The sequence below is a fragment of the Achromobacter sp. CSND-B12 genome, assembly GCF_052906545.1.
Genome location: NZ_JBREGJ010000001.1, coordinates 6,473,748 through 6,490,295, shown reverse-complemented (window position 1 = coordinate 6,490,295; position 16,548 = coordinate 6,473,748). Strand labels below are relative to the sequence as shown.

The window sequence follows — 16,548 nt, the reverse complement described above, 5'->3', positions numbered from 1 at the left end:
GGTCGCCTGTCATCGTGGGTTGCAGGAATGGTGAACGCCGCAAGAGCAATGGGCGCCGCCGTAAGCCGTGCACGGCCGGCGCTCAGTTCAGTTCGCTGGGAGCGATGCCGTAGCGCTCGCGGAACGCCGTGGCGAAGTTGGTGGCGTGGCGGTAACCGACGAAATGCGCCGCCTGTTGCACGCTGCACCCCTGGGCCAGTTGTTCGCGCGCCACTTCCAGCCGCCGTTCGCGCAGCCAGCTGAAGACCGAGCGCTGGTAGGTCGCCTGGAATTTGGCGCGCAGCGTGCTCGGGCTCATGCAGGCCAGCCGCGCCAGCTCGTCCAGCGTGTGTTCCTCGCCCGGCGCGCTGTACAGGCGTTCGCGCACCCGTTCCAGCAACTGGCGGTCGCGTTCCGAAACCGTGCTGTCGGCCGGCGCGCGCTGTTCCAGTGTCGCCAACGCATGCGCCAGCAACTGCGTCCCCACGCCTTCGCGCAGCATGGCCTGCAGCGGGCCGTCCCAGCCGCAGTCGAGCAGGTGCTCGATGGCCTGCAGCAGATGGCCCTGGACCTGCCAGCGGCGCAGCCGCAGCGACGGCGAACGCAGCGCCTTCCAGATCATCTCGCTGGTCTGGTCGTCGCCGGCGCCGTCGGGGTCGGACAGCGACAGGTTGATGCTGCGCAGGCGTTGGCCCGGCGCGTGGATGCCGGTCATGGCGACGGTGTCGCCGTAAAGCGCGCTGACGCCGCTGTGCGCGGCCAGCCTGACGTCGTCGTGGCGATCGATGCGGGTCTGGGCGTGGCCCTGCAGCATGACGATGGCGGAAAAGCGCGGCGACATCATCGAGGTGGCCTCGTAGTGCTGGTGCACGCGCACGTCGGACAGCACCAGGGTCAGGCCCGGTCGGATCGCGTGGGTCTCGACGCGGCCTTCGGCGATGCAGAGGGTCTCGGGGTCGCCGCGCAACGCGCCGTTCAATTGCGGCAGGCGGTAGCGGAAACCGCTCTGGCTGCCCATGCGGTTGAAGTCGGCGACGGTGAATTGGGCGGGGGAGGGTGCTGGGTTCAAGATCGTCACTCGCGATACGGGTTGAGCCCCTGTAGCGGTGTTCGGCACACCGTCAAATGTGAGAATGAGAATAGCATATGTTCGCATTGTTGCAGCTATTCTCACCGCTCCGGCACCGTTTTAATTACGGCGCGCCCGTCCCCTGCGTCCCCTACGGCGCGGCGCAGTCGCCCAGTTCCTCGCCCATGATGTCGCGATACCACTCGTGGAAATGCTGCATGCCATCCTCCATCGGCGACTGGTATGGGCCGCTTTCGGAGGTGCTGCGGCGCAGCAGCGCCAGCCGGCCGGCGTCCATGCGCTCGCCGATCTCGTCGTCCTCGACCGCGGTTTCCATGTAGGCCGCGCGCTGCGCCTCGACGAATTCGCGCTCGAACAGCGCGATTTCCTCGGGGTAGTAGAACTCGGCGATGTTGATGGTTTCCTGCGGGCTCTTGGGGTAGAGCGTGGAGAGCACCAGCACGTGCGGGTACAGCTCGATCATGTGGGTGGGGAAGTAGGTCACCCAGATCGCGCCGAAGTCGGGCGCCGAGCCGCCGCGATAGCGCATCAGCGTGTCGTGCCAGTCGCGGTAGACGTCGGAACCGGGCTTTTCCAGCGAGTCATGCACGCCCACGCGTTGCAGGCTGTGGTGGCGGCCGAACTCCCAGCTCAGGTCCTCGCAGGTGACGAACCGGCCCAGGCCGGGGTGGAAGGGCCCCACGTGGTAGTCCTCCAGATAGACTTCGATGAAGGTCTTCCAGTTGTAGTTGCACTGGTGCACCTCGACGTGGTCGAGCACGTAGTCGGAGAAGTCGAACTCGGGCCGCTCGAACAGATGGCCCAGGTCGGCGCGCGGATCGCGCGGGCCCTCGAACAGCAGGCCATGGCAATTCTTCAGCGGAAAACGCGGCAGGTTCAGGCAGGGCGTGCTGGGGAACTGCGGCGCGCCCAGGATCTGGCCGCGGTTGTCGTAGGTCCAGCGGTGCAGCGGGCGGACGATGTTGCCGCCGCTGGCCGACAGGTTGCCGGCGGGGTTGCCGGGTCCGGTCACCGCGCCCGTCTCGCCGCCCAGGATCAGCGCCTGCCGGTGGCGGCAGACGTTGGAGACGAGCTCGACGCCATGGGCGTTGCGCACCAGCACCCGGCCGCCGTCCTCGTGCGGCAGGCGGCGCCAGTCGCCCGGTTCGGGCACGACTTTCTCGTGGCCCACGTAGATGGGCGATTGCTTGAATATCCGTTCCTGTTCGCGTTCGAACAGGGCTTGGTCGAAATAGGCCCGAACGTGCAGCGGGCTCAAGGCCTCGCGCACGTGCTCGAGGCGGCCAATGTCCGTCATTTCCGACTCCTTGTGCCGTCCCGCAAGGCCCGGCCGCCTTCAGGCGGGCACGGCGCTCTCGGCGTCGATCCGGGTCATGCGTTCGGCAAGATCCAATTTGGGGCAGGTGCTGCAGTAGTCGCCGTCGCGCCTGCGGAAGTAGTGGCAGCAGACCTGCCGATCGACGGCGATGACCGGCAGGTCCGCGCGCCGCCAGGTCAGGTAGCCGCTGCGCCCGCGCAGGCCGAGCAGGTCCATCCATTCGATGGCCTGCCGCTGGGCCCAGTCGTTGGCGGCGGCGCCGTCGTCGTGACGCGCGGCCAGCAGGGCATACAGCACGCAATCGGCCTGCATGCTCTCGGCGGCGCGCGGACTCACCCGCAGCACCTGGGTCAGTTCGCGGTAGAAGGTGGCGCAGATATTGCGCAGTTGCGCGGCGGCGGCCTGCATGCGGTGGCGCAGGCCGCCGCGCAAGGGTTCATGGCGCTCCAGGGTGTAGCCGATGATGAAACCGTCGTCCGGCACCGGCTGGATCATGCCCGACAGGTCGGGCACGATCGCGCTGCGATGCGCGGCGATCACGCTCAGGTAGACGGGCTGCCAGATCAGCAACCCCCAGCAGCGCAAAGCCAGGTAGTGTGGCCCGGCCTCCGGATAGCGCTGCCCCCAGACATCGCGCAGCCGCGCGATGGCCTGGGCGTTGTCGGCGCCCGGGCGGATGCCCGGCCCGGGCGCCGCCGCGACCTGGCCCGACAGCCCGGGCACCAGGCGGCCGGTCAGCGCCAGCAGATCGTCCAGGTCGCGGTTCACGCAAGCGCCTGCGCGGTGTCGGCCTGGCCCAGCCACTGGGGCCGGTGGCGGGCAATCGGGTTGGCCAGGTTGGGCGCCATCTGGAAGCTGCCGATGGGGTCGGCCAGGTTGACCATCTGCAGGTTGTTGGCCAGCTGCAGGCGGTTCAGGCACGAATGGATCATCTCCGGCGCGAACAGGTCGTACTGGCGGTACTTTTCCAGGCGTTCGGGATGGGCCTCCTGATAGGCGATGATGCGGCCGGCCACCAGTTTCCAGAAAGCGTCCTCGTCCATCACGCCGTTGTCGACCAGCACCTGGGACAGATGGCGGAAGTAGCCTTCGAACACGTCCACGAAGATGGTCAGCAGCTTGTATTCCTCGGGCACGTCGGCGGCCAGGCGGCGGGCGTTCTCGGGCAGGGCGGCGTTGGGATCGAGGATCGACGATTCCTCGGCGATGTCCTTCATGAAGGCGCGCACCGGCACGTGGTCCTGGACCACCAGGATGACGTTCTCGCCATGTGGCATGAACACCAGGTCGTGGGCATAGAAGCAGTGCACCAGCGGCGTAAGGTAGGCGTCGACGTAGCGCTCCAGCCATGCGGCGGCATCCAGCCCCGAGGCGCGGATCAGTTCCGGCAGCAGCGCGCGGCCCTGCGGATCGACGTGCAGCAGCGCGGCCATGGTCATCAGGCGCTGGTTGGCGCCGATCAGCGCGGTGGGGTTCTCGCGCCACAGTGCCGAGAACATCTTCTTGTAGGGCGTGTCGACCGAGATGGCCGCTTCGTAGTAGTAGTTGCGGAACCCCAGCGAGGCCGCTTCGCGCAGGATGGTGAAGCCGTTCTCCCGCAGCCACGGATCGGCGTTGATCAGGCCGTGGATGTACTCGTTGATCGCCGGCGTGCCGGACATGTAGTAAGGCGACAGTCCGCGCATGAAGCCCATGTTCAGGATCGACAGCGAGGTCTTCACGTAGTGCTTGGCCGGCTGGCTGATGTTGTAGAAGGTGCGGATCGACTGCTGCGCCAGGTAGTCATCGTCGCCGTAGCCCAGGCACACGATCTTGCGCGAGGCCACGTAGGGGGCGAACGCCAGCGACAGCTTGTTGAACCACTGCCACGGATGCGAGGGCATGAAGTAGTAGTCGGCCGGATCCAGCCCCTGATCGCGCAGGGTCTGGGTGTGGCGGGCGACGGTATCCGCGCCCAGTTCGTCGCGCAGCAGGCTGTCGTAGTCCATGGTCGACAGGCAGGCGAAGTGGGCGTTGTCCTTGTGCACCGCCAGCCACATCACGCGGATCGGGCTGGCGCATTCCGGGGCGTAGACGTGGTAGTCCTCGGCGTCGAAACCCAGGCGGCCGTTGTTGGCGACGAAGCTGGGATGGCCTTCGATCATCGAGGTCTCGATGGTCTGGTAATCAGCCACCGCCAATTCGGCGGCCGCGGGCGCGGCGCGGGTGTGCTTGTAGGCGCTGCCGTGCAGCGTGCTGGTGATCTCGTCCAGGTAGATCGGCAGGCGGTCCTCGGGCATGCCGAGCTTGTCGCGGATCTCGATGACGAACTGCAACGCGTCCAGCGGCGCGGGCGTGCCGGCCATGGTCTTGCTGATGGACTCGGGCGGGATGCGCCAGTGGCGCATGGCCATCAGTTGCGCGTCGAACTGGTACTCGGCATGGCCGTCGGCCAGCACCAGTCGGTAGCGGTCAAAGCCGGGCGCCTCGGCCGGGCCGAGCCGTTCGGGCTCCAACAGCCATTCGTGGGCATATTCCGAGATGGCCTTCTTCACCAGCAGGCGGTTCACTTTGTCCCAGACCTCGGGAGCGAGGTGGCTGGCGATCTGGGCGGGATGGGGCTGGGTGCTCATAGGGAAGACTCCTGGAGTTGGGCCTGTTCAAATTGCTGCCGGGTGCAGAAGGCGATGCTGGCGGTCTTCTCGCGAAAACGCGCCTGGCCGGCGTAGACAAAACCCATGGCCAGGTTGAGCGCATGGATCTTGCTGTTGTTGCTGTCGGGTTCCACCACCACGCGCCGGGCCTGGAGGCGGTCGAACATGAAGCGCATCACGAAGGCCAGCACGTTGCGGCTGAAATTCGGGATGCGCACGCGCGGCGGGCCGATGAAGATGTGCATGCCGAGGTCGCCGGGGCGCACCGGGTAGTGCTCGCCGACCTGGTCGTGGGCGGGGTCGTAGCACTCGACCAGGAAAGCGGGGCGGCCGTCGTGGCTGCCCAGCCAGGCACCGGCGTGGCCGCTGTCGGTCAGCGCTTCGTAGAACTCGCGCACCTGCGCTTCGGTGAAGGTCTGCATCGACCAGAAACGGGCGTAGTCCATCGCGAACCACTGGCGCAGCAGCGCGGCATCGGCGGCGGGATCGAGCGGCCGCAGCGCCAGGCCCGCGCCCTCGTCGTAGTGGCTGCGCGCCTGGCGGTCGATCTCGCCCAGGAAGGCGGCGGTCATGGTGATCATGGCGGGCTCCCGGGGTATCAGACCGTGGCGGCGCGATGGCCGTCCATCAGGGGCATCAGTTCCGGCGCCATGCTGCCGCGGCACGCCGGCGCCGCTTGCGCCGCGCGATGCGCCAGCACGCCGCCGGCCGGCGGACGGAAATCCTGCAAGGCGGTGCGCGGTTCAATGGCGTAATGCTCGTGGCCGGTCAGTTCGCGCAGGATCTGCGAGTTGCGGTAGCAGCAGAAGCCCAGGTCCGGATTGGTGACGCCGTGGCTGAGCAGGCCGCTGTTCTGCACGAAGATCTCGTTGCCGCCATGGTCGATGGTGTAGTTGCGCGCGATGCGGTAGCCGCCATCGTCGGCCCAGGCGATGCGGTCGTGGATGGGATTGACGCAGCTGGGGATGCTGCGCGCATAGCCGGTGGCCAGCACCAGGCCATCGGTCGAATGCGAGAACGGCTGGCCGGTATCGACGTGGCGGAATTCCAGCTGGTAGCGGCCGGTGCCGCGGTCATGGCGGCTGGCGCGCAATTCGGCATTGGTCAGCAGCGTGTAGCGGTTGTCGCCGTTGCGGATCCTTTCATCGAGCAGGTCGTAGATCTGGTTGATCAGCGAGGCGTTGATGCCCTTGTACAGGCTGCTCTGCTCGGCCAGGATCTGGCGGCGGCGAGCCTCGGGCAGGTCGTAGAAATAGTTGGTGTAGTCGGGGGAAATCAGTTCCAGCGTGAGCTTGGTGTTCTCCATCTGGAAAAAGCGCGGCGAGCGCGTGATCCAGGCCAGGCTGTAGTCGTGTTCGTCGCTGTCGCGCAGCAGGTCGTGGAACACCTCGGCCGCGCTCTGGCCGCTGCCGACGATGGTGATCGAGGCGCGCCCCTGCAGTTGCTCCTTGTGCCGCAGGTACTCGGCGCTGTGGATGTAGGGCGCCTCGCGCCGGTCGCAGCAGGGCGGCAGCACCGGCTGCGACCCCAGGCCCAGCACCAGCTTGCGGCAGCGGACCATGAAGCGTTCGCCATTGACGCTGTGCTGGCCGGTGACCAGGTAGGTGTCGGTCTCGGGATCGTGCAGCACGCTCTGCACGTCGCTGTTGAAGCGCAGGTTCGGCAGGCGCGCGGCCACCCATTTGCAATAGCGGTTGTACTCGGCGCGCGTCAGGTAGTGGTTCTCGCGCATGTAGTACGAGTAGATGCGGCCGGTCTGCTTGCAGTAGTTCAGGTAGCTGTATTCGCTGCGCGGATCGGCCAGGCTGACCAGGTCCGCCAGGAACGGGTTCTGCAGCGTGGAGGCCTCGATCAGCATGCCCGGATGCCAGTCGAAGCCGGGTTTCTTGTCGAGGAACAGGGCGCGCACGCCGGGTAAGGGCGCCGACAGGCAGGCCAGGCTGAGGTTGAAAGGGCCTAGGCCGATCGCGACGAAGTCATAGATTTCACGGTTCATGATGGTTACGCCTTTTGCGGAGTCTCTCGTTGCACGGACGATGCCCGGGGCAGGGCATACTCGGAACAGGGCCGGCTAATCAGGCGGAACGGGACGCGAGCGGCTCGTCGGTCCGTCGGTCCACTGCAACAACAAAGAATTTCCATCGCCGGTATTGCATGAATTGAACATCTGTGTAGGTATGATTTTCATTTGCAATACAGACACTCTAGCAAATGGTTTTTTGCGGCGAAGCATTGCCACAGCCACCGAGGCGGCGCCCATATGCAGGGTGGCAAAGCGCATAGGGACATGGCCGAAACGCATAAGCTCATGCATGGACCCGAGAGGGCATCGAGGGCGCGCCGCGGCGCCACGCATATGCCTGGCGCGCGCGGGTTATGCTTGCCGCCATGTCACAGAAACCTCCCGTGCTCAGGCTGCGCGGCGTCTACAGCGAACGCCTGGCGCCCGTCAGCCTGGATCTGGCGGCGGGCGAATGCGCCGCCATCACCGGCCCTTCGGGGTCGGGCAAGTCGCTGCTGTTGCGCCAGGTCGCCGATCTCGATCCGGGCCATGGCGAAGTCGAATTGGACGGCGCGCCGCGTTCCGGCATGCGCGGTTGGCAATGGCGCCGCCAGGTGACCTATTGCCAGGCCGAGGCCGGCTGGTGGGACGACCGCGTCGCGCGGCATTTCGCCGACCGGACCCTGGCCACCGAACTGTTGCAGCGCCTGGGCCTGGCGCCGGAAAAAATGGACTCCCTGGTGCAGGAGCTGTCCACCGGCGAACGCCAGCGCGCCGCCCTTGCGCGGGCCTTGGCGCAGGCGCCGCGGGCTTTGCTGCTGGACGAGCCCACGGCGGCGCTGGATCCCGAGGCCACGGCGCGCGTCGAGGCCGAACTGCGCCGCTATCTCGAGGGTGGCGCGGCCATCCTCATGGTCACCCACAATCCCGAGCAGGCGCGCCGCATGGGAAGGCGCGGCTGGCGCATGGAGCAGGGCAAGCTGGAGCCGCAATGGACGTGATCAAGCTGGAGACGCTGGACCTGGTCATCGCCTCGCTGCTGGTGCTGCTGTCGGCCGGCATTTCGTTCGCGTTGCGCTTGAACCTGCAGCGCCAGGTGCTGTGGGCGGCGCTGCGCACCGTGGTGCAGCTGCTGCTGGTCGGCCATATCCTGCGTATCGTGTTCGCGCACGCGGCGCCCTGGCTGACCGCGCTGGTGGTGGCGGTGATGATGGCGCTGGCGGCGCGCGAGGTCGCGGCCCGGCCCAAGGGGCGGCTGGCCGGCCACGGCAACGGGCACGTGGGCACGATGGCGGTGGTGGCCACCACGGTGGTCACCGCGCTGTTCATCCTCAGTACCGCGCTGCGCCCGGAACCCTGGTACGACCCGCGCTATACCATTGCGCTGGTCGGCATCGTGCTGGGCAGCGTGCTCAATGCCGCCAGCCTGGCGCTGGACGGGGTGCTGTCGGGCGTGCGCCGCGACAAGCTGGCGATCGAGGCGCGCCTGTCGCTGGGCGCGACCGCGCACCAGGCCTTCGCGGCGTTGCTGCGCGAGTCGGTGCGGCGCGGCATCGTGCCCAGCATCAACCAGATGTCGGCGGCCGGCATCATCACGCTGCCTGGCATCATGACCGGCCAGATCATCGCCGGCATGGACCCGATCGATGCGGCCAAGTACCAGATCCTGCTGATGTTCCTGCTGTGCGGCGCCAGCGGCATGGCGGCCATGGGCGCGGCCTATGGCGCCATGCGGCGGCTGACGGACGAGCGCGGCCGGCTGCGGCTCGATCGGTTGATGGCCGAGCGCTGAGCGGCGCCCGCCGCTGTCTCGTCGGCGGCACCCGGATTTGATGAAATATCGACGCGGCCCGCTGCATACTGCGACCCTTCATCCATGACGCGGCCGGCGCCACCGGCCATGAAAAAAGAAGGGCGGGATCCGTATGAGCATTACCGAGATGTTTGCGTGGTTGACCAGCGAGCAGGGCCTGATGGCGCTGCTGGCGCAGAACTGGGTGCTGGGCACCTGCATCATCGCCGCCATCGTGTTTATCGAGACCGGCTTGGTGGTGATGCCGTTCCTGCCGGGCGATTCGCTGCTGTTCGCGGCTGGCGCGTTCCTGGGGCTGGCGGGCATCGACCCGCTGGCGTCGTTGGCGGCCATCACGGCGGCCGCCATTGCCGGCGACGCGCTCAACTACGCCATTGCCTCGTCGCGCTGGGGCCAGAAGCTGGCGCATAGCCGCTGGGTCAAGCCGGATCACCTGAAACGGGCGCGCGATTATTTCGCCCGCTACGGCGCCATGACCATCACGGTGGCGCGCTTCGTGCCCATCGTGCGCACCCTGGCGCCATTCGTGGCGGGGCTGTCGCAGATGCCGCGCCGCACTTTCTTCATCTACAACGTGGTCGGCGCCATTGCCTGGTGCGGCTCGATGCTGCTGGCGGGCTACTGGCTCGGCTCCATCGCCTGGGTGCGCGCCAACCTGCACTGGGTGTCGGTCGTCATCATCGCGCTGTCGCTGATTCCGGTGGCGCTGCAATGGTTGCAGATCCGACGGGCGCGCGGGGTATCGCGGGCCTGAGCGGCGCAGGTCGACGGCGCGATGCCGCGTCGGGCCCGTGCCCGCGGTCTGGCGGACAACCCTGGCGCAAAGAAAAAGCCGGCGGCTCCTTGCGGAACCGCCGGCTTTTTTGCGCTCGCGGGCCAGACGGCCCGGGACGACGGGGCTTAGCCGATGTTGGCCAGCACCTGGTTCAGCGTGGCGCTGGGGCGCATGGCGCGGCTGGCCTTGTCTTCGTTCGGCTGGTAGTAGCCGCCGATGTCGACCGGCTTGCCCTGGGCGGCCTTGAGCTCTTCCAGGATCTTGGCTTCGCCTTGCGCGAAGGCGGCGGCGGCCGGGGCGAACAGCGCGGCCAGCGCGCGGTCGTCGGTCTGCTCGGCCAGGGCCTGGGCCCAGTACATCGCCAGGTAGAAGTGGCTGCCGCGGTTGTCCAGGCCGCCGACCTTGCGGTCGGGCGACTTGTTCTCGTCCAGGAACTTGGCGGTGGCCAGGTCCAGCGTCTTGGCCAGCACTTGCGCGCGGGCGTTGTCGTAGGCGCGGCCCAGGTGATCCAGCGAAGCGGCCAGGGCCATGAACTCACCCAGCGAGTCCCAGCGCAGGAAGCCTTCTTCCAGGAACTGCTGCACGTGCTTGGGCGCCGAACCGCCGGCGCCGGTTTCGAACAGGCCGCCGCCGGCGACCAGCGGCACGATCGACAGCATCTTGGCGCTGGTGCCCAGCTCCATGATGGGGAACAGGTCGGTCAGGTAGTCGCGCAGCACGTTGCCGGTGACGGAGATGGTGTCCAGGCCTTCGCGGATGCGCTTGAGCGAGAACTTGGTGGCCTCGACCGGCGCCAGGATGCGCAGATCCAGGCCGTTGGTGTCGTGGTCGTTCAGATACTGCTTGACCTTGGCGATGACCTGGGCGTCGTGGGCGCGCTTTTCGTCCAGCCAGAACACGGCCGGCGTCTGGCTGACGCGGGCGCGGGTGACGGCCAGCTTGACCCAGTCCTGGATGGCGGCGTCCTTGGTCTGGCACATGCGCCAGAGGTCGCCGGCCTCGACGGCCTGCTCCAGCAGCACCTTGCCCGAGGCGTCGGTGACGCGCACGGTGCCGGCGGTGGGGATGACGAAGGTCTTGTTGTGCGAGCCGTATTCCTCGGCGGCCTGGGCCATCAGGCCGACGTTGGGCACGCTGCCCATCGTGACCGGATTGAAGGCGCCGTGCTGCTTGCAGTCGTCGATGACGGCCTGGTAGACGCCGGCGTAGCAGCGGTCGGGGATGACGGCCTTGGCGTCCTGCAGCTTGCCTTCGGCGTTCCACATCTTGCCCGAGTCGCGGATCATGGCGGGCATGGAGGCGTCGACGATGACGTCGCTGGGCACGTGCAGGTTGGTGATGCCCTTGTCGGAATTCACCATGGCCAGCTGCGGCAGCGTCTTGTAGGCGGCGTCGATGTCGGCGGTGATCGCGGCCTGCTGGTCGGCGGGCAGCGACTGGATCTTGGCGTACAGGTCGCCGATGCCGTTGTTGGGATCGAAGCCGGCCTGCTTGAGGACGGCGGCGTGCTTGGCCAGCACGTCCTTGTAGAACACGGACACCACGTGGCCGAAGATGACGGGGTCGGAGACCTTCATCATGGTGGCCTTCAGGTGCACCGAGAACAGCACGCCCTGGGCGCGCGCGTCGTCGATCTGGGCCTGCAGGAAGGTCTTGAGCTTGGCGGTCGACAGCACGGCGGCGTCGATGATCTCGCCGGCCTTGACCGGGGTCTTTTCCTTCAGCACGGTCTTGGTGCCGTCGGCGGCGGTCAGCTCGATCTTGACGTCGCCGGCTTCGGCGATCAGGGCCGACTTTTCGGTGCCGTAGAAGTCGCCGCTGTCCATGTGCGCGACGTGCGACTTGGAGTCAGCCGTCCAGGCGCCCATCTTGTGCGGGTGCTTGCGGGCGTAGTTCTTGACCGACAGCGGCGCGCGGCGGTCGGAGTTGCCTTCGCGCAGCACGGGGTTGACGGCGCTGCCCTTGACCTTGTCGTAGCGCGCCTTGACGTCGCGCTCGGTGTCGTTGGCCGGGGCGTCAGGGTAGTCGGGCAGCTTGTAGCCCTGGTCCTGCAGTTCCTTGATGGCGGCCTTCAGCTGCGGCATCGAGGCGCTGATGTTGGGCAGCTTGATGATGTTGGCTTCGGGCTGGACCGCCAGGGCGCCCAGTTCGGACAGGGCATCGCCCAGCTTCTGGCTGTCGTCGAGGTAGTCGGGGAACAGGGCGATGATGCGGCCCGCCAGGGAGATGTCGCGGGTTTCGACGGTAATGCCAGCGGACTTCGCGAAGGTCTGGACGATCGGCAGCAGGGAACGGGTTGCAAGCGCCGGAGCTTCGTCGGTGAGGGTATAGATAATCTTCGGAGTAAGAGACATGATCCTTGAATCTGTTCGGCGGTGGCGCTAGGCGCAAACCCGAACATGCTATGCGGCGTCAGCCGGTAGATGTTGTCGAGAGTGGGTTCGTTTGAACCGGCACAGGCGGGCCCGGGTCGGCTCAACATGGCGCCGCCCGCCCTTTATTTGCTGGTCCAAAAGCCCGACCGCCTGGAAGGTGCGACTGCCACGAATCGAACATTGTAATACCGTGACCCGCGCGGCGTGCGCGGAAATGGGCGCCAATCGTCCGCCGGGCGTGCGCCAGTGGCCGGATGGACGGTTTTTTGCGTCCAGGAATGGCGCCAAAGATCGACAACCTCTGGTAACGGCGTGCAAGTATTGGCTAATATGCCGCAACTGTCGCGCCAAAGCGCGCGGGCGGGTGAGAGCGGGGCGCCGGATGACGATGGGCGTTGTGAGAGGCCCGGCGCGGAGAGAGGCAATGCGGTTTGGCAATCTGTTGTTCGATCCGAAGTTCCGCTATGCCAGCGGTACCGATGGCAGGACGGTGCACTTCACGCCCGTCGAAAGTGCCGCGCTGGCCTTGTTGACCGGACACGTGGGCCAGATCCTGCCGCGCCAGCGCCTGCTGGACGTGACCCAGCGCGGTGACGGCGACGCCCTCGAGCGCAGCGTCGACCTGTTGATCAATCGCCTGCGCGCCAAGCTCGGCGATTCCGCGCGCGCGCCCCGTTTCATCGCCACCAGCTACGGCGAAGGCTACAGCTGGATCGCCGCGGCCGAGCCGGGGCCGGGCGGCGACGTCTATGTCGCCATCGGGCCGGCGGCCGGCCCCGAGGCCTTGCGCGCCGAGCCGCGGGTGCGAGCCTTCCTGACGGACCTGGCCGCGGCATTGCGGGCGCGCCTGCCGAGCGAGCGGGGCGTCAGCCTGTTGTCGCTGGCGGCCGCCGCCGAAGCGCGCGCGCCATTCCGGGTGGAGGTTGGTTTGCGCCAGGACGAGGCCGGCGTGCATTGCGCGGTGGTTTTGCGCGAAGCGGCCAGCGGGGCGGCGTTGCGCGCCGAGCGCTGGACCATCGCGCCCGGGGACGGTCCCGACGTCGGCCGGACCGCCGCCGCGACTTTCGCGGCTTGCCTGAAAAGCGAAATCTGGCGCAGCCTGGCACGGGCTCGCGGCGACGTGGCCGGCCCCTCCGACGAGCCGATCGAGTTGCGCTTGCACAGTGCCGCGGTGCTGCTGTCGCGCACCCCGCAAAGCTGGCTGGAGTCGGAGGCCGAACTGGAGAAACTGCGCGCCGAGAATCCCGACGATCCGCAGACCGCGCTGATGTGGGCCTCGCATCTGTACGCGCGGCTGGTGCTGGACCTGTCCAGCGTCCCGGCCGAGCTCGAGCCGCAGATCGAGGCGCTGGTGTTCCAGGCGCTGCCGCACGTGCGGGCCAATCCGATGCTGGCGCTGGCGGCGGCCAAGCTGCTGTGCTTCGTCAGCCACGGCCACCTGGCGCTGGCCGAGGCGTTGGCCGAAGAGGCCTTCGCGCGCAGCACCGCGTTCGCGTCCGCTTTTGCGGTGCTGGGCCAGTTGCGATTGAACCGCGGCCGCCTGCGGGAAGCCATCGAGCATTTCGACCAGGGCATCGGCCTGGCCGAACCCGGTTCCGAATTCCAGGTGTTCCTGATGGTCTTGAAATGCACCACCTTGCTGGCCCTGGATGATCGCCAGGCATGCCTGGCGGCCAGCGAGGCCCTGTACCGCGCCAAGCCCTTGACGCGCATGCAGATGGGCCTGTTCCTGTGCTCGCCCGACGAGGTGCTGCCCGACGACCTGCGCCAGATCCTGCTGGCGCTGGACGCCGACATGCTGCGCCGCTTGCTGGCGCATTTCGAATACCTGTTCGTGCGGCGGGTGCCCGACGCCGCGGGCAGGAGGAACATGTTCCGCGGCGTGCTGGCGCAGTTGGCGCGGCACCGGCCGCTGGACGAGCTGCCAGCGCCCGTGCGGCCCTATGCCCAAGGCGGGCCGATTTGACAAACCGCCGCGCTTGCGGGAAGCTACGCCCCATGACTTCCCGCGCCGTCCGCATTTCGCTGATTATTACCATCATTCCTGGAATGGTGGGTTAACGCGCGACCGCAGTCAGTCAAACAAACCCGCCCCACGAGGCGGGTTTTTTGTTGCCGCCTCTGCCGGGCCCAGCCCCCGAAAAAGCCGCAGAGAGTTCCCATGCAACAACCGCAAGCCACCCCCACCGACACCGATGCATTCACCGCGGGCCGCGCCGCGCCCATGGAATACCTGCGCCAGATCCTGACCGCGCGCGTCTACGACATCGCCCGCGAAACCGAACTGGACCCGGCCCACGGCCTGTCGCGCCGGCTGGGCAACCGCGTGCATCTCAAGCGCGAGGACAACCAGCCGGTGTTCTCGTTCAAGGTGCGCGGCGCCTACAACAAGATGCGCAACACGCCGCAGGCGGCGCTGGAACGCGGCGTGATCACCGCGTCGGCCGGCAACCACGCCCAGGGCGTGGCGATCTCCGCCGCCCGGCTCGGCGTGCGCGCTACCATCGTGGTGCCGCAGACCGCGCCGCAGGTGAAGGTGGACGCGGTGCGCGCCTTCGGCGGGCCGACGGTGCAGGTGGTGCTGGCGGGCGACTCCTACAGCGATGCCTACGCCTACGCGCAGACGCTGGCGCGCGATCAGGATCTGACTTTCATTCCGGCGTTCGACGACCCCTACGTGATCGCCGGACAGGGCACGGTCGGCATGGAGATCCTGCGCCAGCATCCGGGGCGGCTGGACGCGGTGTTCGTGCCGATCGGCGGCGGCAGCCTGGCGGCGGGCGTGTCGGTGTACATGAAGGCGGTGGATCCGTCCGTCAAGGTGATCGGGGTGCAGACGGTCGATTCCAGCGCCATGGCGCAGTCGATCCAGGTGGGCGAGCGCGTCAGCCTGGCCGAGGTGGGGCTGTTCTCGGATGGCACCGCGGTCAAGCTGGTGGGCGAAGAGACCTTCCGCCTGTGCCGCCAGTTCCTCGACGAAGTGATCCTGGTGGACACCGATGCGGTCTGCGCGGCGATCAAGGACGTTTTCCTGGACACGCGCAGCGTGCTGGAGCCGGCGGGCGCGCTGGCGCTGGCCGGACTCAAGCAATACGTGGAGCGCGAGGGCGTGAGCGGCCAGTCGCTGGTGGCGATCACCTCGGGCGCCAACATGAACTTCGACCGCATGCGCTTCGTTGCCGACCGCGCCGAGGTGGGCGAGGCGCGCGAGGCGGTGTTCGCCGTCACCTTGCCCGAGGAGCGCGGCAGCTTCCGCCGCTTCTGCGCGGTGATGGGCCAGCGCAGCGTGACCGAATTCAACTACCGCATCGCCGACGCCCGCACCGCCCGCATCTTCGTCAGCGTGCAGATCGCGCGGCGCGGCGAGGGCGCGGACATCATGCGCGGCTTGCAGGAGCAGGGCTTCACGGTCAGCGACCTGACGCACAACGAGGTTTCCAAGCAGCACATCCGCTACATGGTCGGCGGGCGTTCGCCGCTGGCGGGCGGCGAGCGCCTGTTCCGCTTCGAATTTCCGGAACGTCCGGGCGCGCTGATGAAGTTCCTGACCGCCATGGCGCCGAACTGGAACATCAGTCTGTTCCACTACCGCAACCAGGGCGCCGACTTCAGTTCGGTGCTGGTGGGCATCCAGGCGCCGGTGGCCGACGATGCGGCGCTCGACCGCTTCCTGGCGCAGCTGGGCTACGCCCATTCGGAAGAGACGGCGAACGAGGCCTACCGGCAGTTCCTGATCTAGGCGATATGGGCCAGCCCGATATGGGCCAATCCGTCCACATGCACCTGCGGTTGGCCCTGCGGACACCGTTCGACCCGGGCCAGCACGCCATAGGCGCGGCGCAGCGTATCGCGCGTGACCACCTCGCGCGGCGGGCCTTCGGCCAGCAGCGCGCCGCCATGCAGCAACAGGGCATGGTCGGCGTGGCGCAGGGCGATGTTCAGGTCGTGCAGCACCACCAGCGTGATGAGGCGATGGCTTGCGGTCTGCCGGCGCAGCACGTCCATGACGTGGAACTGGTAATTCAGGTCCAGCGCCGACAGCGGCTCGTCCAGCAACAGCAGGCGCGGCCGCCGCACCAGGGCCTGGGCCAGCGAGGCCAACTGCTTCTGGCCGCCGGACAGCTCATCCAGGCAACGGCTGGCGAGGGCGCCGATGCCCAGTTCGGACAGCACCCACATGGCCTCGCCCATGAGCACGTCGCCGGGCTGGCGCGCGCGGCCGGAGCGGGCCGCCACCAGCACCGATTCCAGCACCGTCATGTGCACGCCCCTGGGCAGGGCCTGCGGCATGTACATCGCATGTTGCGCGCGCCGCGCCGGCGGCAGCCGGCCGAAATCGGCGCCGTCCAGCCGCAGTTCGCCGGCCTGCATGGGGTTCAGGCCGGCCAGGGTCTTGAGCAGCGTCGATTTGCCGCTGCCGTTCGGACCCAATAGCGCGGTCAGCGTGCCTTCGCGCAGCGGGCCCGCCCGCAGGCCCCGCAGCACCGGGCGCGCGCCATAGCCGGCATCGAGCGCGCGGATCTCCAGCGCGGCCGGGGTGTCGGGGCTCTGCCGCGAGGCCAT

Annotated in this window: 13 protein-coding genes; 5 read left to right on the top strand and 8 right to left on the bottom strand. The window is 67.8% G+C overall.

Annotated features, from left to right (window positions below; genetic code table 11):
- Window positions 1-82 precede the first annotated feature (82 nt).
- From ACUTAG_RS30450 to ACUTAG_RS30425, 6 genes are all read right to left on the bottom strand, one after another.
- Entirely contained in the window at window positions 83-997 is a 915-nt protein-coding gene (locus tag ACUTAG_RS30450; RefSeq protein ID WP_020927768.1) for a helix-turn-helix transcriptional regulator, read from the bottom strand.
- Between the two features lie 202 nt (window positions 998-1,199).
- On the bottom strand, window positions 1,200-2,366 hold the full coding sequence (locus tag ACUTAG_RS30445) for an aromatic ring-hydroxylating oxygenase subunit alpha (RefSeq protein WP_446650435.1): 1,167 nt from the start codon (window positions 2,364-2,366) through the stop codon (window positions 1,200-1,202).
- 39 nt (window positions 2,367-2,405) lie between these two features.
- Window positions 2,406-3,155, bottom strand: coding sequence for a siderophore ferric iron reductase (locus ACUTAG_RS30440; protein WP_006384177.1), 750 nt, complete (start codon window positions 3,153-3,155; stop codon window positions 2,406-2,408).
- Window positions 3,152-4,999: an IucA/IucC family protein gene (locus tag ACUTAG_RS30435; RefSeq protein ID WP_148318915.1), complete on the bottom strand. Its 1,848-nt coding sequence runs from the start codon at window positions 4,997-4,999 to the stop codon at window positions 3,152-3,154. The genes ACUTAG_RS30440 and ACUTAG_RS30435 overlap by 4 nt, the downstream gene beginning before the upstream one ends.
- Window positions 4,996-5,601 carry a GNAT family N-acetyltransferase gene (locus tag ACUTAG_RS30430; RefSeq protein WP_024068913.1) on the bottom strand — a complete coding sequence of 202 codons (606 nt, stop codon included), beginning with the start codon at window positions 5,599-5,601 and terminating at the stop codon, window positions 4,996-4,998. The genes ACUTAG_RS30435 and ACUTAG_RS30430 overlap by 4 nt, the downstream gene beginning before the upstream one ends.
- A 17-nt stretch (window positions 5,602-5,618) precedes the next feature.
- Window positions 5,619-7,016, bottom strand: coding sequence for a lysine N(6)-hydroxylase/L-ornithine N(5)-oxygenase family protein (locus ACUTAG_RS30425; protein ID WP_054515199.1), 1,398 nt, complete (start codon window positions 7,014-7,016; stop codon window positions 5,619-5,621).
- A 392-nt stretch (window positions 7,017-7,408) separates the two neighbouring features.
- Between ACUTAG_RS30425 and ACUTAG_RS30420 the strand changes: the two genes are divergently transcribed.
- From ACUTAG_RS30420 to ACUTAG_RS30410, 3 genes are all read left to right on the top strand, one after another.
- Entirely contained in the window at window positions 7,409-8,023 is a 615-nt protein-coding gene (locus ACUTAG_RS30420; RefSeq protein ID WP_235442292.1) for an ABC transporter ATP-binding protein, read from the top strand.
- Window positions 8,014-8,814 (top strand): ABC transporter permease, encoded by an 801-nt coding sequence (locus ACUTAG_RS30415; RefSeq protein WP_006384182.1) that lies wholly within the window; start codon window positions 8,014-8,016, stop codon window positions 8,812-8,814. The genes ACUTAG_RS30420 and ACUTAG_RS30415 overlap by 10 nt, the downstream gene beginning before the upstream one ends.
- 133 nt (window positions 8,815-8,947) lie before the next feature.
- Window positions 8,948-9,589, top strand: coding sequence for a VTT domain-containing protein (locus tag ACUTAG_RS30410; protein ID WP_054515201.1), 642 nt, complete (start codon window positions 8,948-8,950; stop codon window positions 9,587-9,589).
- A 146-nt stretch (window positions 9,590-9,735) separates the two neighbouring features.
- Here ACUTAG_RS30410 and ACUTAG_RS30405 read toward each other — a convergent pair whose 3' ends face one another.
- Entirely contained in the window at window positions 9,736-11,964 is a 2,229-nt protein-coding gene (locus ACUTAG_RS30405) for an NADP-dependent isocitrate dehydrogenase (RefSeq protein WP_058664483.1), read from the bottom strand.
- Window positions 11,965-12,409: 445 nt separating this feature from the next.
- Between ACUTAG_RS30405 and ACUTAG_RS30400 the strand changes: the two genes are divergently transcribed.
- Both ACUTAG_RS30400 and ilvA read left to right on the top strand, forming a co-directional pair.
- Window positions 12,410-13,951, top strand: coding sequence for a winged helix-turn-helix domain-containing protein (locus ACUTAG_RS30400; protein ID WP_054444805.1), 1,542 nt, complete (start codon window positions 12,410-12,412; stop codon window positions 13,949-13,951).
- Window positions 13,952-14,146: 195 nt separating this feature from the next.
- Window positions 14,147-15,724, top strand: coding sequence for a threonine ammonia-lyase, biosynthetic (gene ilvA / locus ACUTAG_RS30395; protein WP_148318917.1), 1,578 nt, complete (start codon window positions 14,147-14,149; stop codon window positions 15,722-15,724).
- On the opposite strand, the gene ACUTAG_RS30390 is transcribed toward ilvA, so the two are convergent.
- Window positions 15,721-16,548, bottom strand: coding sequence for an ABC transporter ATP-binding protein (locus ACUTAG_RS30390; RefSeq protein WP_148318919.1), 828 nt, complete (start codon window positions 16,546-16,548; stop codon window positions 15,721-15,723). The genes ilvA and ACUTAG_RS30390 overlap by 4 nt on opposite strands.